Consider the following 25752-nt stretch of genomic DNA (forward strand, 5'->3'; position numbering starts at 1 on the left):
ATTCTGAAGAATTGCGAAGAATCATGCAGCCTGCTGCTCTTCATCCTTCTTGCGGTTACGCATGAAGACGAAGATGCCGAAGCACACCAAGCACACGCCAGCCAATGCGAAGATCACAACGCCAGCAGCACCGGTCTTTGGAAGGTTGAAGAGCCAGCCCTTACCACCGTTGCCACTGTCAGGAATGTTCTTGACGGTGAGAGTATCTTCGGTTTTATTTTTATCAAGAGTAAACTCATGAACATCAGGGTTACGAATGTAGCCAGTTGGTGCAACGGTCTCAACAACGTAGAATGCTTCACCGCGCTTAACGGAGTAACCGTCGGTAAGACCCTTCTTGCTAGTGTCGTTGTCTGATGAAGTTTCTTTCTCACCAAAGCCAGCGGAAGACTTATTCTTGCAAACCTTGTCAAGATCTTCGCCAGTTGTGCCTGCCTTAATAGCATTGGTGCAGCCTTCTGCGTCAGTCTTAACAGCAAACAACCTAAACTTTGCGCCACCCAAGGCAGAATCATCCTTAGAGGAAACCTTCTTAATCTTGAATGTAGCAAAATCGGTGCTTGGAGGATTATCAGCAGGAATCTCATCTGGAACAGTCGATCCAGGCTTATGAGACGGAAGGATACTAGCCTTGTTGGTCACTTTATTAGTACCAAGAGCTGCAGAATCCTTAAGCTTGAACGTAAACTTTACGCTTACATAAACAAACTTGCCAACATTATCTGCCTTATTCACTTCTTCAGCAAGCTTTGCGTTGCCATCGTCAGTAAAGGTAATAGAGATCTTCTTGCGTGCTACATCAGAACCGTCTGCAGGAGCAGCAATATCTGTTGGATTGCCAACATTGTAATAAGTTTTGCCATCCGCAGGCTTCAAGTAAGTATCGCCGACCTTAACTTCCGTAACTACACTACTGTCATACTTATCAAAGTATCCAGCAGGCGCAAGATCGTAAACGGTGTAGCCCTTAAACTCATCTGCCTTAACATTCGCAGAAGTATCGTTCGTAGCCTTTGACTTATCGAGCTTCGCCTTAATGGTGTACTCAATGTTATCGCTAGCACCAACCGTATGAGTGAGATCTTGTGTCTTAGTAACAGCGCCGCTCAAATCAACGTTCTTAGGATCAACGAATGGAGCGTAGTTGTACTTGGTTTCGGTCGTGGTTCCGCCTTGCTTAGTCACTTTCTCAATCATTGGCAAAGTCATGTAGAATGCCTTACCACCCTCAGCAGCAGAATAGCCCTTAGGAACTGTGGATTCCCAGACCCTATACAAGCCGAGTGGAAGATCCTTAAACTTCACAACACCGTTAGCGTTTGTTTTGCCTTCGCCAAGAGTGAAGGTGTTGTCATATGTGACTTTGAGCTTACCAGAAGTATCACTAGCATTATCAGTAACAGAATCTGCATTGAGCTTGTCAACGCTCTCAGTAATCTTCATCCAAGCAGAGTAGTTGTTCAGATTGATGTCAGTATCACCAATCTTACTAATCTTCTTGATGGTGAAGCCAGCGTTTTCAACAGGAGTTTCCTTCTTCTGCTTACCGTTTGCGGTTTCAGACTTCCACTTGTAGATGGTGATGGAGCCGGTCTTGGTGGTAGCTTGATCACCAAGATTCCATGGAGCATTGCCGTAGTCAGGTGTACCGGAATCTTTATCTAAGGTGGTATTACCTTTAGTTCCAGTGGTATCAACACTTGGATTAGCCCAAGCAGAGCTGCCAGCCACCACGGCGCCGGCGACGCACAGCGTGCCAGCCATTGCGAGCGAGGCCACCGCGGCCACGCATTGTTTAGTGAATTTATTCACTTTCTTCTCCTTTGTTCAGTGCCCTTTCGGGCAGGTTTTGAGGAAAATACGATTGTTTTTAATTTTGTGTTGCGCTTAGCGAGCCACGTTTTGTGAGCGAGCCACGATGTGCGTACGATCCACGGTTGTGGTCAAGCCTCGTTCGTGATCAAGCCACGTTTCGCGGGCGCTTTTGGTGCGCAACAAGTTTTAGCGCGAATCGCACTGCAAGCTTGCGAGCCAGTTGCGTCTTTAGACCAGCCGACGTGCAGGTTTGCGTGCAAATTTTTTCATCAGCATCGCCACCTTTCGGCAGCCCACCTTCCGACGCGCCTCAATGCGGCGCGCAACCATCCGGTGGCTTTGCGGACAAAATCTTTTACGGACGCAGAATAATCGTCAAATCGCCTAATATCCTTGACTTTTTTGACTAAACTGCGCCAAATTTCGGAAATCTTACTGTTACGGTTGCTGTTGCTATTTTGCGTAGCGAATCGCAAACCGCGCATCATGCCAGCCGCCGCGCTAACAGCCGCTCTAACAGCCGCACCAGCCGCGCCGACGAGCATCGCATGACCCCACTTCGTCTGATCAACGAAGAACGCGCCGCACATAACGCACATGCCGATCATTGCCACCACCAGCAGCGCCATGCTCATCCCCTCGCCGCCGGTCTTTGGCAGCGCGAATTTCTCGACCACAGTTACTGGGAAGTACTTTGCAGTCCAGTCAATGCCCTCAGTATCGGTAAAGCCCATAGCCTTAGCAAAGTTATTATTAGTAACGCTAATCTTGCTATTCTTAATAGCTTTCTTATACTTACCCAAATCAGTAAGCTTCATCGCAAGCACAACGCAATAATATTTGCCAGACTTCGTAGGAGCTTTGTCGCTGGTGATAGTTCCGCTAGCACGCTCCATAGTTCCGCCAGTGCTATCGAACAAAAGATACTTACCTTCAGGATTGCAGCCATCACCTTTCTTGCCACTCTTACGGCAAGTTTCCTGCTTCTGGAAGTCCGCATGATCCCAAGACTTCTGCCAATTAAGCTTGAAGAACAGATTATCGAGATTCTCACTCCAGATATGAGTTGTACTCTTTTTAGCTTCATCACTGTCATCTCTACACAAAGCTCTAAGCGTAATACCTTCAGGCTTTGCTGTAGACCACGAGTCAATGCCCATATCCTTCAGCAAGCCAACGCCTTTCATAACAGTAATGCCATTCACGTCGTCTACATACCCAGTAAACTTGCCATTTTCATACTGCTTGTAAACGTTAAGATGCAAATCGCCGCTGTCAATAGCTGGTCTAGTAACCTTCACCTTTGCGTAAATAGGGTGATCCTTGTTAATAGAGCCTTCGCCGTCCGAAGTGGTGCCGTCTGGGTAATGAACCCTAATCTCGGCCCAGTAGTCGTCAGCATCCTGCCACTTATCTGGGCGGAAGGTAACGGAGCCTTTGCCGGTGGCGTTCTCATCTTTTGCTTCTTGCTTACCGTCAGCTTTGTTGTCTTCGCCGTCTTCAAAGTTAGCCCAAGGCAAATTCTTGGCACTCGTTTTGCTAATATCGCCAGATTTAACAAAGCGCTTAATCTCGTACCAAGTGCCCTTAGGCAGCGGACCTTCCTTAACGTTTTGCAAGTCGAAATCAGAAACACCGTTAGCGTTAACCTCTGCGCTGCCCTCGGTGACCTTCTTCTTGCTTTGCGGCGCACCCGAGCTTATAGCTGCCTTCTTAGCGTTATAAGTGCTACCAGCCTCAATCTCTGGAATCGTGGTGTAGGTAGGGTTGTACAGCTGGTTGTCGTTATGAATACGAATATCGAAAGAGTCAATCTTATAGCCCACACCTTCTGTGCCGTAAGGATTGCCCTTAGCATTCAGCACGCTTGGAACTGGGTCGACGTCTTTCTTATCCTTTTTATTCTTCTTTATATTATCCTCAACAGCCTTCTTAAACGCATCAGACTTCTTCTGATCGCCCTTTATAGCGTAAACCTTGCACTCGTAATCGCCAGTCTTCTGCGCCTTGCCGCCAAAGAAGCCGCGAGTGCGCTCAGAAGTGTTATTACTATTGCCGCCAGGAACCCAATCGTCATACAGCAAGGTATCAGGCGTGCAGGCTTTCCTATCTTTAATGCACGACTTCTGCTGATCGAAAGTAGCGTGTCCCCAAATCTTTTGATCCTTAAGTCTTAAGCCTTCAGACTCAGTGTGACCAGGCAGACGGTTATACGTATACTCGGTTTGCTTAGTCTTCGTGCCGCTGTTGCCATCCTTAGCTTTCTTCGAGCAAATCATATGCAAATGAATAGGACCAACAGACTTAGTCAGCCACGAGTCGAAGGTTGCATCAGGAGAAGGCGACTCGCCTACTTTAAGGTCGTAACCGTTGCCCATAGACTTATTAGGGTAATCCTTATACAATGCAAGACCGAACTGATTATGAGCGTCGTCGCGCGTAACATTCACCTTTGCGTACACAGGGTGCTTGTAGTTAATAGAGTCGTCATCGCTTGAAGCAGAGCCGTCTGGGTAGTGCACAACAACCTCGGCCCAGTATTGCCCAGCGTCTTTCCACTTATCTGGACGGAATGTGACGGAGCCGTATTCGCGACCAGTTCCATTTAAAGGAACGACTTTGCCTTTTTCCATAACAGGCTTGCCGTGCTCATCGCGTTTAACGTTGTCTTCGCCACCCTCAAAGTTAGACCAAAGTTCCTTCTCGGATGGGAACTTGTCAGGTTGCGTTTTATCAACCTTCTTAACAAGCTTCTTAATCTCAAACCACGTGCCTGGTGGAAGAGCTTTGCCATCTTCAACGCCGCCCAAGTCTTCATCTGGAACACCGTTAGCGTTTACCTTCTGGCCGTCCACCATAATCTTCGTGTGGCTCTTTGGCTGACCGGAGCTATTAGTCTCCTTATTAGCAAACGTACCAGCTTGAATCGTTGGAATCGTCTTATAAGTCGGATTATACTTTTGGCTGTCTTTGAGCTTGATTTTAAAGTAGAAGTTGCCAGAAACCCACTCTTTGCCCTTGACGGATGCAAAAGCACCAGTATCAAAAGCAAAGACAAAACCTGCGCCGTTGTCTTTAGCTAACTTATCAAACTTTGTGAGCGCACCGTTATGCTGCGTACCTTTACCATCGTGAGCCTGGTGGAACGCGAACACCTTACACTCGTACTCGCCGCCTTCCTTAGGCTTGCCGCCAATCAGCGCGCGCGAACGCTCCATAGTGTCTTTGTTGTATTCGCTATTGTGAAGGTATGTATTTAAATCACAAGTATTCTTATCCTTGCAATTCTTATCATTACCCCTCTTCCACTGGCGGAATTCTTCAAACTGCAAGCCATTAATGTCCCCACTAGCCTTACTATTGCCCTCGGCAGGCTTAAGCAGCTTATACTTAGTGTCATTCTTCTTATGGCACACGGCGCGGAAGGTAATAGGACCTTTGGCGTTATTAGCCCACGAATCAAGCACAATGCCGTTATTCTTGTTGTCTTTTGGCGCACCTATTTTCGTGCCCTTAGAAAGCTCTTTAGGCTTATTCGCATCTCCAAAGCTCCAGCCACCAAACTGACCGTTATTTATTTGCGTACCGTCGTAAAGGTTAAGATGCAAATCGCCGTCTGTAACAGGCAACTCTTGCACTTTAACAGGAGCATATACAACCTTGTCATAATTACCTGCGTCACTATCTTTAGACGTAGAACCATCCGGATACGTAACAAGTACAGGGGTCTTATCACTTGTACCAGCTTCTGTTTTAGACGGGCTAAACGTCACTTTACCGTTTCCTGTATTTTTTGAATCAATCTTAGACCAATCAAGCACAGGAGAAGTGTATTGAGTGTACTTCTCTAACTTAAAGGTAGAACCACTAGGCAACGCGCCTTCCCTAACCCACGGCTTTTGGCTATCTTTTACACTCTTAGGCTCTTTGCTATCAGTAGGATTAAACCTATTATTATTCGTATCGTAGTTAACAACCGTTTCGTCGTAATGCGGGTTGTACACGGATGCTTGAGAGACAATGTGTATATCAACGCCTTTGACTTGCTCAACTTGTTGCTTATATTTACAACTATTCGCACTTGGATTAGGGTAAGTGATTTGAACGTCAAAATGTATAGTATGACCTCTATCGGTTTTCTTTGGATTATACTTAATTTTACCTGTTATAGGGTCAATATAAGCTTGACCAGGTTGCATGCTGTTAGGATTATTAGCCTTTGTAACACCATTTGGTAATAACTCTTTCCCTCCACTCTTTTTGAAAGAAAATGTTATACCTGTATCAGTTTGTTCAAATGGTTTCTCTGTATTATCGTATATCCATTTACCCTGTTCAGCCGTGCCATCCCAATGGCCAGTTTTAAAATATGGATCTACATCAGTAATTTCACCATATACGGCATCTTTTTTAGATTTTTTTGGAAATTGAACATCATCATTGCTCGTTGGATTAAAACCATAATGCCATTCTTTAGAATCAGGTATGCCATCACCATCATGATCATACGGACCCCAAATAATAAACTTATTCTTATCTGATCCATTTCTGTAAGAAACAAACCCTGCCATGAAAGGCAAATTGTAAGGATCTTGATTATCTTTAACTTCAGCGGAGATAATCCAACGAATACCACTTACGCTATTGTTCTGTTCCCATGTTTTAAATAATCTACCGAATTTACCTTGTTGTTTCCAATTCCAAGCTTCGCATGCTTCATTTGAAAATATGCCACATGTTGCAATATGTTGATTCCATAGCTCATCATACTCGGAATCACCTGGAATTCTAGTCACATTAGTGCCCGAGTTAAACTTTCCTGGCTCTTCATTTTCATTACCTCTAAGATGCCAACTATAAAATTTTACACCAAAATGACCTTGATAAGATCCGGTTTTATCGAACTCAGTCCTATAACGCGTAATTCTAACAGTTTCATCTTTAACACCTGAAGGAAGAACAGCATAAAATTCAGGTTGACCATCATAAGAATGTGAACCATCCTTAGGATCACACTTCAGAAGTGGGTTTTCCATTGCTTTAATTCTGCAAGCCTCTTTATTGTATAAGACTTCCCAAGTAATAGTAGTTTTTTTACGTCCATTAACGTTTTCTGTTTTAATAACTGGATTTTTAAAATCAATATCACGCCATATGTCATGATTATCAACAGAAGAAGGAGAAATATAGCCTGTACCTATATAATCCCAAAAAACATTAGCCTTACCCGCAGCATTAGCTCTATTCACCGGTTGCAAGACGAGCATTGCAAGAAGTGTGGCGGCGGCGAGGATCATTGCAAAAAGCGCGCGGAGTAGAGTGCGAGAAGTGCGAGCTGTGCGAGCAATGGTGATGTTGCCGGAAGTAGCTGCAGTGCTGGAAGTGAGAGCGGCAGCTCCGTCGCGCTCGCTGGTCTTACGCCAAGCCAAAGCGCGCGACGCAAGACGACCCACTCGTGATGCGAATCCACGGAACTTTGCTGGTAACATTCTCTCGCCTTCCTAATCCTTCACTGCCGCAAAAGCCGCAGTATACCCAAATTCCAACTCTCTAAGTGTTAAACTTCAAACACTCAGCCTGCATACAATGCCAGTGCTCGGCACACAAAAACCTTGTGCACTCACTACTGCAAATGCCACCCAACAGAGCCAACCACAGGTAGAGAGTATATCATACACGTATACCCTATATGCGAGCATTTTTATTGAAAAGCCTCTAGTAGTTATACCCCCCCCCCATGAAGGATTTCAAGCAAAAAGGGCATATAATATGGCATATAATCGCACATATGAAAAAATTCCTACAATCTACTAGTATCGCTAAAAAATCTACTGAAAAATGCATTTAGAATGAATAATTTCCGACGCCAAAACGAGGAAATTGCGTCTTCGGCGTGTCTAAAGCCGGCCGCTTCCCCGGGCCAAAATACTACATGTAGGTATGCTGCGCGCGGCGTGGTGCTATATGCTGTGGTAGAGCGGGCGGGCGAGATTCCAACCTAAACCGACAACAAATGCGAGAAAAGTTGCGCGCGTTTGGAGCAATACGCCACCCAAAACCCTCCAAACACTCCAAACGCGAGAAGAGTTCCCCGCATTTGGAGCGCCAGACCAGCCACAACCCTCCAAACGCCGTAGAAAAAACACGGCAAATGTGGTCAACTTCGGCAAAAACGACAACAAACGCCGTAGAATACTCTGGCAAATGTTTCCCAAATCCGCAAAACCGACCACAAACGCCAGTAAAAATACACGGCAAATGTTTCACTACACTGGTCGTCAGACACGCGCGCAATAACTCATCTGCACCAGTGTCCCAAAATGGGCAAAATGAGACACTCACGCAGAAAGCAAGTCATCGCGCGCTGTGCTGCGCTCAAGCAGTCGTCGCGCCAACGTGAGTAGTTTATGCCGCCTACGCGCGCACAAAAATGCTAAAACTCCAACTCAGGATTCTTTAACAACTCATCAAACATCGCATGATACAAGCCCAAACTCAAAGACTCTATCCGCGTAATAGTCGAAATTTTGCCGCCAGCATCTTTCGACGAAGCACCACAAACGTAAACAGCCTCATCATCCATCCCATAATCTATAACCACATACCTATCGTGATACTTCCTACCAGCAGTCTTAAACTTCAAATCAACACCAGGATAATCACTTACAAAATCACTCAACATACTTTCCGTAAGCATATTCTTATTCCTAGCATTATCACTAAAAACTACGATTCCCACCCCTTCACCAGCAAATCGCAATAGTTCCAAAGTTTTAAGACCAATATAATTATCAACAACGTAAATGCTTTTCTTAGCTGACTTATATATTTTGCAATACGCAAGATCCGCTTCTATTTTATTGCCGTCCATAAGAAGAAAATGCTTATACGAATCTGGATTAATAAAATTATCCATTACCTTATTAAAATCTTCCTTCGTTGCCATTTGAGATTTTATTTCCGCTATATCTTTAGTATTCTGGTTTGTTTGAATCGCCAGCTTAGCTAACTCGTTCGCGCCAATAAAATCCTTATTTTCAACAATATAATCCTTCATTTGCTTAAAGGTTCTAACTAATGCCCTACTCTGTTTAACAGCAAGATCACCTCTTAACACAGTCATGAGCATATAAATACCCTGCTCCGTAAAAGCATAAGGCAAATATCGAGAACCACCCCAACTTGAGGTGAAATTTTTGCACCTCAAGTTTTTGAACTCGTCAGCAGTTAGCCGAAACATAAAATCTTCGCCCTCAAACTTCTCAATATTATTCTTAATCTGTCTATTGAAATTTTTCGTTTCATACCCATAGATTTCAGCAAGCTCAAAATCAAGCATGACTTTTTGATTGCGAATGTTATATATCTTTTCTTTTATCGTTTTAGCGTCTATAAGCGCTTTAGATGGCACGCTTGCTTTAGCGAATCCGCTCACTTTAGCTGGCACGCTTCTAGCATCCGCGATAATTAAATTTTTATTCTGCTCTACCATAAAACCCCTCCTAAAAATGTAAGTAGAACCTAGCGCCGCGCAACAAAAACGTAACTTCTAACAATCCCCAAAATTACAGAAACAAATCACAGAAACAAATCACGATTACTAAATCACGCAAATCACATATAAACGCATCGTCTTAAATGCACCAGCGCATATGCAACTATTCTACAAAACACTACAGAAAGAGCATGGAATAGACAGGCGCGACCAAAACAGCAAGCGCGTGAGCAGTTTATGCCGCCTACGCGCACAAATCCGACCAAAACCAGCAACAAATGCCAAAGAAAAAACACGGCAAATGTTTCACTACGCCGGTCTTCAGACATTCGCGCAGTAATAGTACTGCACGAATGTCTCAAAACAAGCAAAATGAGACCCTAACGCAGTACGCAATCTGCACGAATGTCCGAAAACAACCAAACAGAGACAATAACGCAGTAACTCATCTGCACTAGTGTCTCAAAACAAGCAAAATGAGACACTCGCGCAGAAAGCAAGTCATCGCGCGCTAAATCGCAGCGCTCAAGCAGTCGTCGCGCAAGAAAATCATAAACAATTGCTTGCATAATTAATTACATTTACGTTACATTGTATATAATTATTATGTAATCAGATAATCAAAAAGTACAGAATTCGCCATAAGAATTTGAATAAGAGTAGGAATAACGCATGACTACAGCAACAACAGATATAGTAAACGTGAACTTTCGAGCAAAGAAAGAAGACAAACTCAACGCAGAACGAGTTTGCAAGGAGCTCGGAATCTCTATGAGCGCCGCTCTGAACGTGTTTATTAAAACGATCGGTCGCGAAAAGAGGATACCGCTAGATTTTTCGCTAGACCCGTTTTATGAACCGTCAAATCAAGCATATTTGAAATCGCAGATTGACGGCGTGAGAAATGGCACCATCAAGCTCGAAGAACACAATCCCAGAGGCCACTACGACGATAAGTAGAAAATCAAAAGTGGGCCTAATGGGATTCGAACCCACGACCTTCTGCTCCGGAGGCAGACGCTCTATCCACTGAGCTACAGGCCCGCGACTCGAGAAAGTATACACGCCAGTGGGGATGCAACGCGGGAAAAGTCGCGCGCATTTGGAGCGCTGGTATCACGCGCCGCCGAGGAATGCGAAAGTTCCGAAGTAAAGCGCCGACGCAACCGCAATTAGCGGCACAATCAGGCAAACCGCAAAAATCCACCAATCGTGCGCATGCACACTGCTCACGCGAGCGTGCGAACGCGCCCCAACTCCCCCAAAACCGCGCGCTTCCATAGCCGTGGCAAGCGTCGTCGAACGTCGAATCGAAAGCACAAGCAGCGCAAACGACTGTGGGAAGAACGCCCTCACGCGATGCTCATCGCCCAAACCGCGCGAACGCCTCGACGCCGTCAGTGCCGCCCAATCATCCTGCAGCACTCCAAAAAGCCTAATTCCCGCCAAACCGCCGTACACGAAGCGATCCGGCAAATGCAACACCTGGCTAAAAGCATCCGCCAAATCTGTGGCGTCCATGCCAATCACCATCACAATCGACGGAATACCAATCGCCAAAATCCTAAGCGCGGTAGCAACGGCCAGCATCGCCGATCGGTCCGTGGCATGCATAAGCCACCACTGGAACCAAGTATTTCCGCCACTTTTGCCGTATAGCAGCACGGTTAGCGCGGAAGTCGGCGCACCCACCCACACAGGCCAGGAAAGATAAATCACGCGCCACGGAGTAAGTTTGATGCACGCGAAAATCGCAAATTCCAGCACCAGCGCCACCGAAGCCGACACGCAATCAAGCGTAAAAATCAGCGGAATCGAAGCCGCGAACGCTCCAAAAATACGAAATACCGGATTCATCGACGCAATCAGCGGCGATCTGCTGGAAAGTTTCGGCTTTTCGCTGCGATTATTGACGGCGCTCACTTTGATTTGCGAAATGTCGGTTGCGCCGGTGGTTGCGGAAAGAGCTTCGGAAGACTCAGGAGATTCGCTAGATTCAGAAGATTCTGCAGCTCCAGCACTCACTTCACCTTCAGTACTCACTTCAGCTCCAGCACTCACTTCACCTTCAGTACTCACTTCAGATTCAGCACCTTCAGCACCTTCAGTTTTCGCATCCGGCACAAGCTCAACTAAGCGCGCATCCAACGCCTCAACCAGCTCGCGGTCGTGAGTCACCACAATAATGCTCACGCCCTCGCCGCGCAAACTTGCAATCAAGCGAATAATTTGCAGCCAAGTTTTGCGATCCTGCCCGAAAGTCGGCTCGTCCAAAATCAGCACGCGCGGAGCCGCAGCAAGCGACGCCGCCACAGTCAATCGCCGCTTTTCGCCGCCCGAAAGCGTGTACGGATTCGCGTTCGCATAGCGCGCCAAACGGAATCGCTTCAGCAGCTCCTGAGCCTTCGCGCGCGCCTCATCCGCCGGAACTCCCGTGCGAAGCGGACCCAGCATAACCTCGTCCAGCACCGAACCGCACGCAAACTGATGCTCCGGATTTTGGAAAACATACGAAATTCGCTTCGCCAAATCCGGCGACTTCCACTTCATTGGATTCGCGCCGTTCGCGCCTTTAGCAAGAGCCTCGCTCGCCACAACCTCGCCGCTTACAGCCGGCAAAAGACCCGCCAAAGTTAGCGAAAGCGTTGATTTTCCAGTGCCGTTCGCGCCGACCAAAGCCGTAATCTGCCCGGCTCTAAACTCAAGATTGATGTGACGCGCAATCGGCTCGCTGCTGTGGCTGATTGCGAGATCCTTCGTAGAAAGCAGGACTTCTCCGTAGCCTTCTGACGGATTGCAGGTTTCGGAAGATTTACTTTCGGAAGATTTTACGTTTTTCTTGTAGCGCTCAGGAAGCCAAATACCCAGATCTTCAAAGTCCAAATCGGTGCGATTAAACACCTCGTCCGGCGTGCCATCCGCCACAATTACCGTGCGAGATGAAGCCGCGCGCGCAATATCGTCGTCGTGAACGGTTTCGCTGTGAACGGTTTCGCTGTTCGCATCTTTTCCGTTCGCATTTCCGTTCGCATCCTCATCATTCTCAAGCCCAAGCACCACCACGCGATCAATCATTTCAATCCACGGCTCAGCGTGATGCTCCACAAGCACCATCGTGGCGCGCGTAGAATCCAAAACCGCGCGAACAGCGCCCACAATCTGCTGCGTGCCGTCCGGATCCAAATTCGCGGTCGGCTCGTCCAAAAGCAGAACGCTCGGCTGCATAGCAAGCGCGCCAGCAAGCGCCAAACGCTGCATCTGACCGCCGCTTAGATGCGAAGTTGAACGATGCAACTGCAAGCCATCCAACCCAACTTTTTTAAGACTTTCGCGCACACGATCCCAAATCTCTTCGCGCGGAACGTTCATATTTTCCGGACCAAAAGCAACGTTATCGCCCAAACGCTGGAAAATCGCCTGCGCATCAGGATCCTGCAAAACAAGCCCAACCTTGCCTCGCGCGCGGCGAACAGGCACGCCGTCAACCAAAACACGACCCTCGCTCACACCACCATCGGCATCTTCGACGAGAGTGGTTTGCTGAGATTTCGCGCTATTTTTTGCGCTATCTGCGCTATTTTTCGCGCTATTTTTCGTCACAAAATCATTGCCAATAAGACCAGCCGCACCGCTTAAAATCGTGGATTTACCAATGCCTGACGCACCCAGCAGCAACACGCGCTCTCCGGCCTTAATCGTGAGGTCCAACCCGCGCACAGCAAAAGCGCGACGAGAAGCATGACGATAACCCCAATGCTCAAAACGAAGTTCAGCGTTATTAGCTTTATTAGCGCTATCACTTGCATTACTGATAGCGCTATTAGCGCTGCTGTCACTATTGCAATCGCTTGAAGCTGATGGAAGGAAAGTTTCAGATTCTTGCGATTTAACAGCATCAGGCATAGTAAATCCTTTATGGCAATGATAGATTTTTAATTTTTGCGAATACTTTATTCGTTACTTTTCGCGGATTTCGCGACCGGACGCAAACTGATCCAACGCGCCGGTCTTAGCGATTCCCACATACAAGAACCACATCAAAACACCTGCGATTACAATGCCGGAAACCACGGTGCTAACGAAGTATGGAAGACCGTACTTGCCGAATACGCTAACAGCCTGCAACTTATCGAGGAAGGTGTAAGCCCAGCAGCCGATGCCGGTCAAAGCGCCGGAAAGAACCATGGTGCTCAAATTCCACTTCTTGTAAGCGAAAATAATGAAAGCAATTTCAGCGAACAAGCCCTGGAAGACTGCAATACCGAAGGTTGCAGCGCCACCCCACTGATTGCCCATCAAAGCTTCGAGCACACCAGCGACGACTTCAGCGTAAATAGCAGCGCCTGGCTTGCGAACGATTACTGCTGCCAAAGGAGCAGCGAAGAGCCAAAGACCGTTAATAATACCTGCAAAACCTGGAAGAATGCTGTTTAGTGCAGTCCATGGAACCTCACTAAAAATGGCAACAATCCAGTAAATAAAAGCAGAAACAACGCCAATTACGGAAGCAACTGCGATGTCTGCAACACGCCACTGCATGTTAATCTGATAATTTTCTTCTGACATAAAAATGTGCCTTTCTTATTTTGTGTTGCAATGCGTTACATTGTGCGCAATGCAATATTTTGCGTTACAACGAAACCTTGCAACAGCTCTCAGGCACGGGAAAAACAGACCTCCGTGCGCCGGTATTACCCGGATTCACGTTCAAGCGGTTTTCTCTCAGCTTTGGCGGCGCGAGTAACGCGTCGGCGCAAAGCACCCGTGTCGATTGACGATTGTACGGCACCGCGTCGACGCACGCAACAATAAGGCTAAAACACCAAAACTTACTTAACTTACTTAACTTACTTAACTTACTTAATTTACTTACCGCGCATCGCACGACGGCTTATGCGCTGCGGACGCGTCGGATCAATCCCCTTCGGAATTCCAAATCCGCTCTTGCTTTGCAACGTGCGCAAACGCTCGTTCAAAATCGCCAGCTCCGTCTTAGTAAGGAAGAATCGGCGGTTTGGATGAATCTTATTAAGCAGCGCAAACTTGTGATTCGACGGCTGCAAAGTCTTGGCGCGCAACACTTTTCCGCGCAACTCCTTAAGCTTCACCTGGTTTTCGCCATTACCAACAGCCATACGGTATACAGGTATATTAGATCCCGCCGTAACGCTTCTAATAGCGTGCTCCTGGCGATCCATCGCGTGCATCAAGCGCTCGTAATTGCCCTCGCCAATAAGGAAGATTCCGTTAAAACCGGTGCCGCGCCAAATCGCGTCCTTCGTACGAGGATCCACCCACACCGGCTGCTGCGGGAAGGTAAATCCGCCCTTGTTAATAGCCGAAACAATTCCAGCCGCCGCCCCAGGGCGACCTTCCAACTTCGCGTAACCAACCTTATCTGCGCGCTTCGTAAGCACAACCGTAAACAGCAGCAAACCAACCATCACCGCTGTAACAATCATCATAATCCACGCAAAAATCGACCAGCGCAGCAGCAAACCAAGCACAATAGCCACAACTATTGGCGCTGCAAAAGCCACAGACAGCCACAGTGGAAGCTGCTTATCGTCAGGATGCGTGTACTTATAAATGCGGATAATCTGCGAAAACATGCCCTGCATGCCCATCTTATTTCCGGACTTATTTGCGGATTTATTTCCCGACTGATTCGTGCTATGCGATTTGTCTTGTGATTTACCTTGTGCCATGCGTTTACCCCATGATATTCGCGTTATTTTGAGTATTCAAAATAATAATAGTAGGTTGTGCAAATATTAATAAATTTGCGATTACTATATTGCTTGCTTTCGCTTACTTTCGCTAACAATATTGCTTAAACTTCAGCTTACTTCGGCCAATTTCCGCGCTTTGGCGAACTTGGTTTCGGCAAACGCCAGCGACGCATCTGCATCGCGCGGCTGAAAGCATACATGCCGGAACGCGACTGCTTCGACACCGCAACATCGCCGTAGCGACGCACAAGCTCCTTACGCAACTTGCGCCACATAATAAACATGTCAATCACGGAAGCAAAAAGATACGTGTACAGCAGCACAGCGAGCGCAATGTACACAATCACAAACCGCGAAAGCACAAACAGGCATACCATAATCACAATTGCAAACGGCACGAAAAACTCGCCGAGGCTAAAGCGCGCGTCCACGTAATCGCGAATATACACGCGCCACGGAAGCTGCTCAACCTTTGGCATATGCGCCAAATCACCCGTGCGCATTGCCTCGTACTGAATATTTTCGCGCTGCCTAATTCGAGCGCGAGCCTGCTTTGCGCTGGCCTTGCGATCAGCTGGAACAAGCGGACGAAGATTTTGCGCTTGAGCCGCGTTGCGCTTAGGAGTTGGCGCGTTTTTTTCGCGGGATTTCACAGCTGCTTTCTCGGCTGATTTCTCGGCTGATTTCTCGGCTGATTTTTGCTGAGCCGACTCACCGACTTTAGCTTCGTTAGCAGCGGTTTTCTTTGCAAATGGATTCCATGTCATGTTTGCAGATTACTCAACAGACTAGACGCATGAACGATGCGAAGAAACGAAATTACTCGGCCAATCGATCCAAAAGCAGAGCTTCGGTCACAATATTGCCGCGCAATCCAGAAAGCGAAATCGACTCGTTCGGGCTGTGCGCATTAGACTTAGGGTCTTCCGGACCAGTCACAAGCACTTGCGCCTTCGGGAAGATGCGCTGAAGTTCCGGAATAAACGGAATCGAGCCGCCCTCGCCCTTATTTACCGGCTCCACGCCGAAAGCGTCGCGCATGGAAGCGAGCGCATCCTTCGTTGCAACAGCATCCGGATCCATTGCCCAGCCCATGCCGTTATCAATCGGCTCTACAGTAACTTCCGCACCAAAAGGCGCGTGAGATACCAAAAAGTCACACAAAGCTTTTTGCGCTTCTTCCGGACGCTGCGAAGGCGCGGTACGAAGCGAAAGACGCAGCTTAGTTTCGTGCGCGATCACATTAAAACTGCCCTCAACTGGGTGCGCGTCCATGCCGATTACCGTAAGGCTTGGCTTAGTCCACATGCGCGCTGCCAAAGAACCGGTGCCGGCAAGCTTGTAAGAATCGACCACGGAAGCGTCGGCACGCACCTGCGCTTCGTCCAAATCGCGCTGCAAACCGCCAACCGGCTCCTGGGCTTCAATTCCAGGAACTGCCAAGTCGCCATCCTTGTTATAAAGCGAAGCAACAAGCATGGAAGCGAGCGTGTAAGCGTCCAAAATTGGGCCGCCGAACTGGCCGGAATGCACTTGATGGCCAAGCACTTTAACTTTTACGTCTACGTCGGTATTTCCGCGCAAACTCGTTGTAAGACTTGGGATTTCGGCTGACCAGTTGCCGGAGTCGGCCACGATGATTACGTCGGATTCAAATTCGGCTTTATGCGACTCGATGAAAGGAATGAAGCTTGGCGAGCCCATTTCTTCTTCGCCTTCGATGAAAACTTTAATATTTACGCGCAAATCGTCGCTTAGTGCGCACAAAGCTCCGTAGTGGATTGCGATTCCGCCGCCGTCGTCGGCAGATCCACGGCCGTAGAGACGACCGTCGCGCTCTGTGCCTTCAAATGGGTTGGTTTCCCACTCGGATGGGTCTGGAACAGGCTGCACATCGTGATGAGCGTACAGCAAAACCGTTGGCGCGCTTGGGTTTACGATGCGAGAGCCCACAACTTCGAAAGCTCCAGGAGTGCCGTCCGGATTCGTGGACTGCTCGACGCGCGCGTCAATACCAACCTCACGCAATACCCCAGCCACGTATTGCGCGGACTTTTGCATATGCTCGCCGGCAATGCCCTTAGCAGACACAGCCGCAAGCGAAATCTTCTTATTCAACACGGAAACTACGTCATTCCAAACGTCTTGCACGCGAGCGCGCACGTCTTCAACAGCCAAACCTGCCATAAATCCTCCCAAATAAAAGTAGCAGAGCAGTAATTTATACTTACAAAACTATATCTAAATTATACTTATAAACTATATTCGCAAATCATATGCTAAGCGCGCGCGATTCTACTTTCAACCCAATCGACTATGTAAGGCGCGCACTGTTCAACCTGATCCATCGCAACCTCAAACTCGTGCGGACCGCCGTACCACGGATCTGCCAAATCAAGCAGCATCTCGCGACCAGGCTGCGGCTTCGGAAGCGACGGATCAAACGTGCGATACATATGCACCAACTCGCGCTTTTGCGCAGGAATCAGCCGCAAAAGTGAGTGCATATGCGAAGCCGTCATCGGCAAAAACAGGTTCGTTTCCGCAATCTCATCCGCATCAATTCGATGCGCAAAATGCGACGCCGGAATCCTATACCCACGTTTCGTAAGCTCACGCTGTGCGCGACGGTCAATCGGATTTCCGTACTCTTCGTCGCTAACTCCGCTGGAACGCACTGCAACAACGTCGCCCAATCCCCTCAACTGAAACTCGTTGCGCAATACGATTTCTGCCATTGGCGAGCGGCAAATATTGCCAGTGCAAACCGTCATAACAGTGTATGGGTGACGCGCGTCGACCTTGATTTTGCTTGATTCTTCAGTCATGCTTCCTCGTTTATTTTGCTGTCTCGTTTATTTTTGGGTTTTTCGTTTATTTTGCGATTTTTTATTTTGCAATTTCGTTTACTGCAAAGGCGCATATACCATAAACCGGTATCGTGCAGGATTGCTTTCGCTACCAACTTTAAGCGGCGCTTCCTCAAACTCGCCTTCGCGCGCAACACGCCATTTTCCTGCATCAACTAGCTCATGGATATTCGGAGCAAAGGTGTCTGCCGCAACTTTCGCTTCGATTTGCGTAACGTAAGCTGCGTCCGCGTGATAATTCGCAAGCATTTCGCGCAAAATCGCAGCGCCGCCAATAACCCAGATTGCGGGGCCGTCTTGAGGGGAATCTTGAGGCGAGTCCTGAGATACGTCTTGAGATTCGCTTTCCTTATTTTCAAGCGCTTCCTTATTTTCCAGCCATTCTCGCGCATAATCCAAAGCCGCATCAATGCTAGTAAAACTACACGCTCCATCTGCCACAAAATCCGGATTATGCGTAACCACAATATTTTCGCGGCCCGGCAACGGACGGAATTTCGGAGGCATTGCATCCCACGTACCGCGGCCCATAATCACAGGGCAGCCGATTGTCATCGCCTTAAAATAGCGCAAATCCGGGGAAAGTCGCCACGGCATACCGCCGTTCACGCCCATAGCTCCTGGCCTGCCGTCCAAACCGAAAGCCTCGCCCCAAATAAGTCGCACCGGAAAATTATTCAGCGCACTTACGCTATTTTTCATTTTCGCCCCCTAAAAACTAAATCAAGCCGAATCAAGCTCAATCAAGCAAAATAATTCGCAATTATCACACCGCAACCGGCGCTTTAATCGTCGGATGATGCTGGTAATCAACAACCTTAAAATCGCTGTAATCGTAGTCAAAAATCGAATCCGCTTTACGAATTTCAAGCTGCGGATACGGGTATGGCTCACGCGAAAGCTGCTCAAGCACCTGCTCAACGTGATTGTCGTAAATATGGCAATCGCCGCCCGTCCACACAAACTCGCCAGGCTCCAAACCTGCCTGCTGAGCCATCATCATCGTCAAAAGCGAGTAAGACGCAATGTTAAACGGCACGCCGAGGAACATGTCGCACGAGCGCTGGTAAAGCTGGCACGAAAGCTTGCCGTCGGCAACATAGAATTGGAAAAGCGAGTGGCAAGGTGGCAACGCCATATGCTCAACTTCCGCAGGATTCCAAGCGCTAACAATCATTCGGCGAGAATCCGGGTGATTTTTCATAAGATCCAGCACATTCGCGATTTGGTCAATCGTGCGATTTGGATTTTCCGCAGTAGGAGCCGGCCAACTCCTCCACTGAACGCCGTAAACCGGGCCTAAATCGCCGTTTTCATCCGCCCACTCGTCCCAAATATGAACGCCATTTTCTTGCAACCAGCGCACGTTACTCGAACCTTTAAGGAACCAAAGCAACTCGTACGCAAGTCCTTTGAAAAACACGGTTTTTGTGGTGATAAGCGGGAAGTATTTACTAATATCAAAGCGGATTTGCTGGCCAAAAAGTGAGATTGTGCCAGTGCCGGTGCGATCTGATTTTAGAGTGCCTTCCGTAAGGATTTTTCGCACTAAATCCTCGTAAGGAGTTGGGATGCTGGAAATCGGTTTTTGTGGGATGCGCGCGCGAATTGCGGCGAGTTCTTCTTCTGTTAAAGCCATGATTCAATGGTAACAATTGCACGGTAAGAATCGTGCTGTCGTGGCGGTAACAATCTAGCGTAAAATAGTTAGAACAAACAGTAGCAAAGGAGCAAAAATGTCTAGAAGATTATGGGTAGAGCGCAACGAAGACGGCACTTGGGAAGCAAAAAGCGAGGACGGCACAAGCCTTAAGTTTGGTCGCGGCGAAGGCATGTTCAACCCTGTTGAGCTGATGCAGATTGCTTTGGCCGGTTGCACCGCTCTTAGCAGCCAGTATGCGGCTGAGCAGGCGGTTGGCGAGGGTGCTGGAGCGCGAGTCGTGGTAAACGGCACGTATGATGCGGAAGAAGGAGCGTACTTGCGTTTTCAAGAAGACGTTACGCTCGATACAACTTCGGCAAAACCTGCGCTAAGCGAGGAAGACGCGGCCGCACTTAAAGAGCGCATGGAACGTCATATTACTAGGGGTTGCACGGTTAAACATACGCTCGAAAATGGGGCTAAAGTAAGCGTAAACGTTACAGTTCGCCGATAAAATAAGCCAAAAATCGCGAAAAATCACGCTAACATCACGCTAAAATCGCGCTAAAATCACCCTAAAATCACCCTAAAATTCACCACATGTGGCACAATTGAATACACCAATTGAGTACGCGAATTGAGTACACAAGATACTTGCGCAATATTGACGCTACGCATGCATGTATGCAACCGGAGGAAACTTTGAAAATCGCTATTTTTACCGAAACGTATCCACCGTACATAAATGGCGTTGCAACACAGTCCTACATGCTCAAAAAAATGTACGAAGAGCTTGGTCACGAGGTGCTTGTGGTCACGGTCGGCTCCGAAAAACAGCGCAAAACCAAGCTTGAAGACGGCGTCGTCTATGTTCCTGGAATCTTGCTAAAAAAGCTTTACAAATACCGCGTGGCGCTTCCGATTGGTCACATGCGAAAGCAGTTGCCGCTTAAATTTAAGCCGGACGTTATTCATATTCAAAACGAGTTCGGAATTGGCGAAATAGGCTTGGAAGTTGCGAAAAAAGAGCATATTCCTGTTATTTACACGCTTCACACGGAATACGATAAATTCCTGTTTTATATTGGTTTGAAGCATTTTACTGAGTTTTCGCGCAACCTTTCGGCGAAATATTTTATGCGATTCTCGAAAAATGCCACAATTATTACGAGTATGTCGGCTAAAGCGCAGGCTTATATTGACCGACAGAAGGTAGATAAAAAAGTTGTTGTGCTAAACAATGCCGTGGAATACAAGCAGTTTTTGCCGACTCCTGAACGACTCGCCTTCCGCAAATCTTTCCGCGAAAAATACGGCGTTTCGGACTCGACTAAGCTTTTCGTTTTCGTCGGCAGAATTGGTGCTGAGAAAAATATTTCCGAGCTTATTGACAACTTTATGTATTGCGATTTTCCTCGCGAAAAAGCGCGATTATTTGTGATTGGCGGCGGCCCGGATTTGGAATCGTTGCGCGAGCGCGTAGCTTCTAACGGTTTTGACGATAGAATCTGCCTTCTCGGACCTATTTCGCACACGGAAATTCCTAAGTATTTGCACGCGATGGACTACTACACAACCGCCTCGCTTTCCGAAATGCACTCGCTTTCTATGCTCGAAGCAATGGCTTCCGGACTGTTTGCGCTTGTGAAGCACGATGTGCCGAACGAAAATCAGATTATTAGCGGCCAAAACGGGTATCAGTGGGATACTCGCGAAGATTTTAAGGCAGTTTTTAGCAAGGTTTTGAATATGAGCGAGGCTGAGCAGGCTCAGCTTAAGGCAAACGTGCTCGAGTATTCGAAGAATAACGATTTTAAGAGCCAAGCGCTTGAGCTGCTTAAGATTTACGAGCGCGCAATTGAGATGAATAAAAAGGAGCTCGCCGAAAAGAAGGCGAAGCGAGACGCAAGGCGCGCACGTTTTATGCTAAAAAAGCGCGAAAATACTGAGGCGGAGTCTAAAGAGCCGCAAGAGCCGCAAGACTAGACAACTCGCACCCTCCAAATGCGAGATGGATTCCCCGCGTTTGGAGCGTCACACAGCCCCAAACCCTCCAAATGTGGGGTAAAATCCCCGGCAAATGTGGTCAGCTTCAGCAAAACCGACAACAAACGCCAGTAAAAATACACGGCAAATGTTTCACTACGCCGGTCTTCAGACACGCGCGCAGTAATAGTACTGCACGAATGTCCCAAAATAAGCAAAATGAGACCCTAACGCAGTACGCAATCTGCACGAATGTCCGAAAACAACCAAACAGAGACAATAACGCAGTAACTCATCTGCACCAGTGTCACAAAATGGGCAAAATGAGACACTCGCGCAGAAAGCAAGTCAACGCTAGTAATTCATCGCTCAAGCAGGTCGTTGTATTAACGCAGCGGATCGATCGTCTGCTCAATCTCCTTGGCCGCTTCTGCCCCAGCCTTTGGAACATCAACCTCATGCACGCCAGAAATATCGTCAATAGACGCATTCTCGCTCTGCTTTTGAGCCTCGGCAACCTGAGCCGCGCTAAATTCCACATACTTTCTAGGCACAACGTACACAGGCCTCGAAGAATGCTGCAGCAAGCCCTGGCTAATCGAACCAAGCAAAAGTCCAGTAAAACCGCCGCGTCCGCGCGAACCAACAACCACAAGATCATGATTCAAGCTCGCCTGAGTTAGCGCATCAACAGCAGAACCAGGCACAACAGTGCGGTGAATCTTCAAATCAGGCAAACCTTGCAAAATAGGCTTCACGCGCTCCTCAAGATCTTCCATATAAGATCCCATAACTGCAGTGTCTCCCTCAGCGCCCTGCACGCTTGGAACCGCGGAAATAACATCCAGCTCAGCATTCCAGCTATCTGCCAAATTAGCGGCAATTTCCAGCGCTTTAAGACCCCACTTCGATTCGTCCGAACCAACAGCCACGCGCGAAATCGTGTTATTTAAGTGGATTCGCTGACCATCGTCGTCCGTGTAAGGCACAACCACAATCGGGCAGTACGCGTACGCCGGCAGCGAAGAGCTAGTCGTTCCAAGCAGACGCTCCGCCAAGCCGCCTTTACCGCGGTTACCAATCACAATAAGCTGATAATTTCGCGAAAGCTCCACGAAAACCGACGAAGGGTCTCCAGTAACAATCAGAGTAGTTGCGTCAACGCCCTGCTCGAGCGCCACAGCCTTGGCTTTTGAAAGAATTTCTTGCGCATCGTGATGAGCCGCGTTATCGTCACCAATCGCAGTATAAGTAGCATCAAACGAAACCGCCGCATAGCTCGGCAAAGAATACGCGCAAACAATTTGCAACTGCAAGCCTGCATGTTTTGCGTAGTTTGCCGCCCACCAAACTGCCTTATAACTCGCGTGAGAGCCATCAACTCCAACCAGAACAGCTTTTTCGGGAATCATCACCAACCTCCTCATACGGGCACTTGTGGCAGCAGCGTCACTCGTGCGCAAACGTATTTACTATTGTAGCGTAATTTTAGATTGATTGCTCGCAAGTTTTGCGATATACACTCACAAAACGCTATATACTCGCAAAACGCAATACAATTACAAGACGAGATATATAACTACAAAACGAGATATATAACTACAAGACGCGACGAATAGAGTATCCAGCAGGGAAAACGTAGCGGATTGGGTCGTACTTAGTGCCGGCAAGCTGGGAATTAATTACCATTCCGTTACCAACATAAATAGAAGCATGCTGACCGTTGGCAATAATATCGCCCGGCTGAGCTTGATCAAGGCTTGGGATTGGAGTTCCAACAGTTGCCTGCGCACCAGAAGTACGAGGCAAAGAAACGCCAACAGCCGCAAAAACGTACTGCACAAAGCCGGAGCAATCCCAACCAGCAGGAGTTGTACCGCCACTGCGATACGGAACCTTACCTAAGAATTGCGTAGCGAAATTAAGCAAAGCCTCAACAGACTTACCATTTGGCGGCACAATATTAGCCTGCTGAACAGGCTGAACGCCACCACGGTACTCAGAACGGCTTGCTGCAGCTTCATAAGCGTTTCGCGCGGCAGCGGCGGCAAGTTCGCTAGGAGTTTTAGTTTGAGGAACGTTTAAGCTTTCAATTCCACCCCAATGGGAGTTGGAATCTACATCAGTAGAGGTAGATTCAGTCAAAAGATCTCGGCGCACGCTCGACATCTTTGGGAATGAGCGCGTTGAAGTAACAGCCGCCTGCTCTGACACATGCGAAGACTCTGCCATGGCCATTGGAGCCATAACAGCAAGCATTGAAGCTGCAGTGACTGCTGATGCAATAACTGAAAAAATCTTACTGTGATTTAACATACTTTTAGAAGTCTAACACTACGCTGTTACATGCGAGTTTGGCGCATAATTCCGCGCTTTTTATAAGCGATTAGCAATAGATAAATAATAAAGATTGGCAGCAAAGATTGGCAATCAATACTTTAGTAGTGAATGAATTGATACTGAGAAAGCTGCTTTGCATCAAACTTACGAGAGAATGTTTTTCCGTGCAAAGAAGCGCCAGATTCCGAGGTTTCAATCGAACCGTCTGGATTAATCTTCTCAACAATTGCAACATGCCCGTAGAACGGATCCGAACCAGCCTGACCAGCGCGGAAAACCATAACATCTCCAACGTGGCGAGGTGTGCGATCAACCCAATAACCGAGTCCGCGCGCGGAATCAGCCCACATATTTCCGTTGCCAAAATGCGAGCCAACAGGCAAACCAAGCTGATGACGACGCACATACACCCACCAAGTGCACTGGCTGAACTCATACGCGTTACCGGTATCTCCAGTTGCATGATTTGGATTAAAGCCCTTTGGCAATACGTCAAAGTCTTTATCCATAAGCAAAGCGACTTGCGGATTATCTGCAGCAGAACGAGACATTTCCGCAATATTAAAGCCCGAATCCGCGCCCAGCTTCCAAGAATCCGACTTAGAAGACGTTACAGAAGCGGTTCCAGGATGCGAATTTGCTGCGTTTCTTGCAGTTGAAATACCCAAAACGCCGGAAATTCCCGAAGAAGCATAAGCGCCGGAATTATTAGTATTTGCAGAATAATCAGCGTGTGCAGCGTGTGCAGCATGAGCTGCATGTGAAGCATCGCCGGAGTCTGAGCCACTAGCGTTTTCAATAGCGTCAACAGCGTTATTGATTGCATCCATAGAATCTGGCGAATCAAGCGAAGTGCGCTGGCTAGAGCGAGACACGTTCAAAGCCGAAGAATCGTCCACGCTAGTTATGCCATGCTCAAGCTCGGCTGCGCGAGAATCAAAAGTATTAATTTTTGTAAGCGACATTGTTGCCGCAACAGCGCCAATCATAGCAAGCATAGAAGTTGAAATAAGCAAGCGACGACGACGCTCATTAGCAAGCCTAGACAACCTGATTTCGCGACGGCTTTGCGGCATAATCTCTTGCAAACGCTCGGCAACAGCATCCGAAACCTCAACAACAGCACCATTGCTTGCTGCGAGCGCAGTCAAACGCTCACTATTGCGATTAGTTTGGTAAGAACGCGCGCCATGAAGGCCGTGAGCGCCGCGCGAAGTGCGAGGGCTATTCGAAGAAGTATACGAAGAATCATGCGAAGAAGTATGCTCACTGTGCGAACCATGCGCACCATGCTCACCATGCTGTGCTACAAAAAGCGAAAGCGGCGAATAGCTACGCCCCTTTGCTTTCGGAGCACCATGTGCAGCACGCTTCATACGAATCACTTTCTTACGTAAACTTTGCCTGTAAATGATGTGAACATTGTGGATTTAGCGACACCCAACGCACGCCTTCCACCGACACATCTATTTAAGGTTACAACGTGGCGCGGATGTAAGAAACACTTATTGGAATCGCGTGCGCAATCGCGTGCGTAATCACAAGCGCAATCGCGCTGCATAATTTTTTAGACTCGACTCAGTTGTATGGTTAGAGTATGAAATTAGCACCTATAGTTAATCCAGACGCCAGAAAGCCCGCGCCAAAGCCACTTCGCGTCGATTTACGCAAGGTTTTTTCTATAGGCACGATAGCGTGGATTATTGCAACAGTAGTTACGTTTATTATTGCGCTTTTGCATATCACTACTTGGTTTCCTGCGCTAGTTTGCGCAAGCGGAATGATTATTGGCATTCTGCTTTTAATTTGGGAGCATTTTGACCGCTGGGATTATCGCCGGCTCGGAAAATAGCTTATATTCACTGGACTTAA

At 47.8% G+C, this 25752-nt stretch carries 18 protein-coding genes, 1 tRNA gene and 1 riboswitch; of the genes, 4 read left to right on the forward strand and 15 right to left on the reverse strand.

The window, feature by feature from the left end:
• Positions 1 to 21: 21 nt before the first annotated feature.
• From ACLD6A_RS03920 to ACLD6A_RS03930, 3 genes are all read right to left on the reverse strand, one after another.
• Positions 22 to 1812, reverse strand: coding sequence for a SpaH/EbpB family LPXTG-anchored major pilin (locus ACLD6A_RS03920; protein WP_410313657.1), 1791 nt, complete (start codon positions 1810 to 1812; stop codon positions 22 to 24).
• 272 nt (positions 1813 to 2084) lie between these two features.
• Positions 2085 to 7304 (reverse strand): Rib/alpha-like domain-containing protein, encoded by a 5220-nt coding sequence (locus ACLD6A_RS03925; protein ID WP_410313658.1) that lies wholly within the window; start codon positions 7302 to 7304, stop codon positions 2085 to 2087.
• A gap of 944 nt (positions 7305 to 8248) precedes the next feature.
• Positions 8249 to 9307: an ORF6N domain-containing protein gene (locus ACLD6A_RS03930; RefSeq protein WP_246904369.1), complete on the reverse strand. Its 1059-nt coding sequence runs from the start codon at positions 9305 to 9307 to the stop codon at positions 8249 to 8251.
• Between the two features lie 675 nt (positions 9308 to 9982).
• On the opposite strand from ACLD6A_RS03930, the gene ACLD6A_RS03935 reads away from it, so the two are divergent.
• A complete protein-coding gene (locus tag ACLD6A_RS03935; protein WP_410313659.1) occupies positions 9983 to 10270 on the forward strand; it encodes a type II toxin-antitoxin system RelB/DinJ family antitoxin in 288 nt (95 codons plus the stop codon).
• A gap of 11 nt (positions 10271 to 10281) precedes the next feature.
• Here the strand turns inward: ACLD6A_RS03935 and ACLD6A_RS03940 are convergent.
• From ACLD6A_RS03940 to ACLD6A_RS03980, 9 genes are all read right to left on the reverse strand, one after another.
• Positions 10282 to 10354, reverse strand: a tRNA-Arg gene (locus ACLD6A_RS03940).
• 72 nt (positions 10355 to 10426) lie between these two features.
• A complete protein-coding gene (locus ACLD6A_RS03945) occupies positions 10427 to 13213 on the reverse strand; it encodes an ATP-binding cassette domain-containing protein (RefSeq protein WP_410313660.1) in 2787 nt (928 codons plus the stop codon).
• Positions 13214 to 13267: 54 nt separating this feature from the next.
• Positions 13268 to 13876 (reverse strand): ECF transporter S component, encoded by a 609-nt coding sequence (locus tag ACLD6A_RS03950; RefSeq protein ID WP_004134507.1) that lies wholly within the window; start codon positions 13874 to 13876, stop codon positions 13268 to 13270.
• Positions 13877 to 13969: 93 nt separating this feature from the next.
• A riboswitch (TPP riboswitch) is annotated at positions 13970 to 14086 on the reverse strand.
• 89 nt (positions 14087 to 14175) lie between these two features.
• A complete protein-coding gene (locus ACLD6A_RS03955; protein ID WP_410313661.1) occupies positions 14176 to 15018 on the reverse strand; it encodes a DUF4191 domain-containing protein in 843 nt (280 codons plus the stop codon).
• Between the two features lie 137 nt (positions 15019 to 15155).
• Positions 15156 to 15809: a DUF3043 domain-containing protein gene (locus ACLD6A_RS03960; protein WP_004134501.1), complete on the reverse strand. Its 654-nt coding sequence runs from the start codon at positions 15807 to 15809 to the stop codon at positions 15156 to 15158.
• Between the two features lie 52 nt (positions 15810 to 15861).
• Entirely contained in the window at positions 15862 to 17229 is a 1368-nt protein-coding gene (locus tag ACLD6A_RS03965; protein ID WP_410313662.1) for a dipeptidase, read from the reverse strand.
• 92 nt (positions 17230 to 17321) lie between these two features.
• On the reverse strand, positions 17322 to 17870 hold the full coding sequence (locus ACLD6A_RS03970; RefSeq protein ID WP_410313663.1) for a low molecular weight protein-tyrosine-phosphatase: 549 nt from the start codon (positions 17868 to 17870) through the stop codon (positions 17322 to 17324).
• 78 nt (positions 17871 to 17948) lie between these two features.
• A complete protein-coding gene (locus ACLD6A_RS03975; protein ID WP_410313664.1) occupies positions 17949 to 18614 on the reverse strand; it encodes a dihydrofolate reductase in 666 nt (221 codons plus the stop codon).
• Positions 18615 to 18678: 64 nt separating this feature from the next.
• Positions 18679 to 19551, reverse strand: coding sequence for a thymidylate synthase (locus ACLD6A_RS03980; RefSeq protein ID WP_116793839.1), 873 nt, complete (start codon positions 19549 to 19551; stop codon positions 18679 to 18681).
• A gap of 97 nt (positions 19552 to 19648) precedes the next feature.
• On the opposite strand from ACLD6A_RS03980, the gene ACLD6A_RS03985 reads away from it, so the two are divergent.
• Both ACLD6A_RS03985 and ACLD6A_RS03990 read left to right on the forward strand, forming a co-directional pair.
• Positions 19649 to 20068, forward strand: coding sequence for an OsmC family protein (locus tag ACLD6A_RS03985; RefSeq protein ID WP_375169039.1), 420 nt, complete (start codon positions 19649 to 19651; stop codon positions 20066 to 20068).
• Between the two features lie 170 nt (positions 20069 to 20238).
• Positions 20239 to 21540, forward strand: a complete 1302-nt coding sequence (locus tag ACLD6A_RS03990) for a glycosyltransferase (protein WP_410313665.1) — start codon at positions 20239 to 20241, stop codon at positions 21538 to 21540.
• A 386-nt stretch (positions 21541 to 21926) separates the two neighbouring features.
• Here the strand turns inward: ACLD6A_RS03990 and ACLD6A_RS03995 are convergent, their stop codons facing one another.
• The 3 genes from ACLD6A_RS03995 to ACLD6A_RS04005 all read right to left on the reverse strand — a co-directional run bounded on the left by ACLD6A_RS03995 (position 21927) and on the right by ACLD6A_RS04005 (position 25256).
• Positions 21927 to 22952, reverse strand: coding sequence for a universal stress protein (locus ACLD6A_RS03995; protein WP_004128790.1), 1026 nt, complete (start codon positions 22950 to 22952; stop codon positions 21927 to 21929).
• 187 nt (positions 22953 to 23139) lie between these two features.
• A complete protein-coding gene (locus ACLD6A_RS04000; protein WP_004134487.1) occupies positions 23140 to 23856 on the reverse strand; it encodes a C40 family peptidase in 717 nt (238 codons plus the stop codon).
• Positions 23857 to 23978: 122 nt separating this feature from the next.
• Complete coding sequence (locus ACLD6A_RS04005) at positions 23979 to 25256, reverse strand: CHAP domain-containing protein (RefSeq protein ID WP_019260794.1); 1278 nt, start codon at positions 25254 to 25256, stop codon at positions 23979 to 23981.
• A 221-nt stretch (positions 25257 to 25477) separates the two neighbouring features.
• Between ACLD6A_RS04005 and ACLD6A_RS04010 the strand changes: the two genes are divergently transcribed.
• Positions 25478 to 25732, forward strand: a complete 255-nt coding sequence (locus ACLD6A_RS04010; protein ID WP_019260793.1) for a DUF2530 domain-containing protein — start codon at positions 25478 to 25480, stop codon at positions 25730 to 25732.
• Positions 25733 to 25752 lie beyond the last annotated feature (20 nt).

Source organism: Gardnerella sp. Marseille-Q9691, from assembly GCF_046507715.1.
GTDB lineage: Bacteria > Actinomycetota > Actinomycetes > Actinomycetales > Bifidobacteriaceae > Bifidobacterium > Bifidobacterium greenwoodii.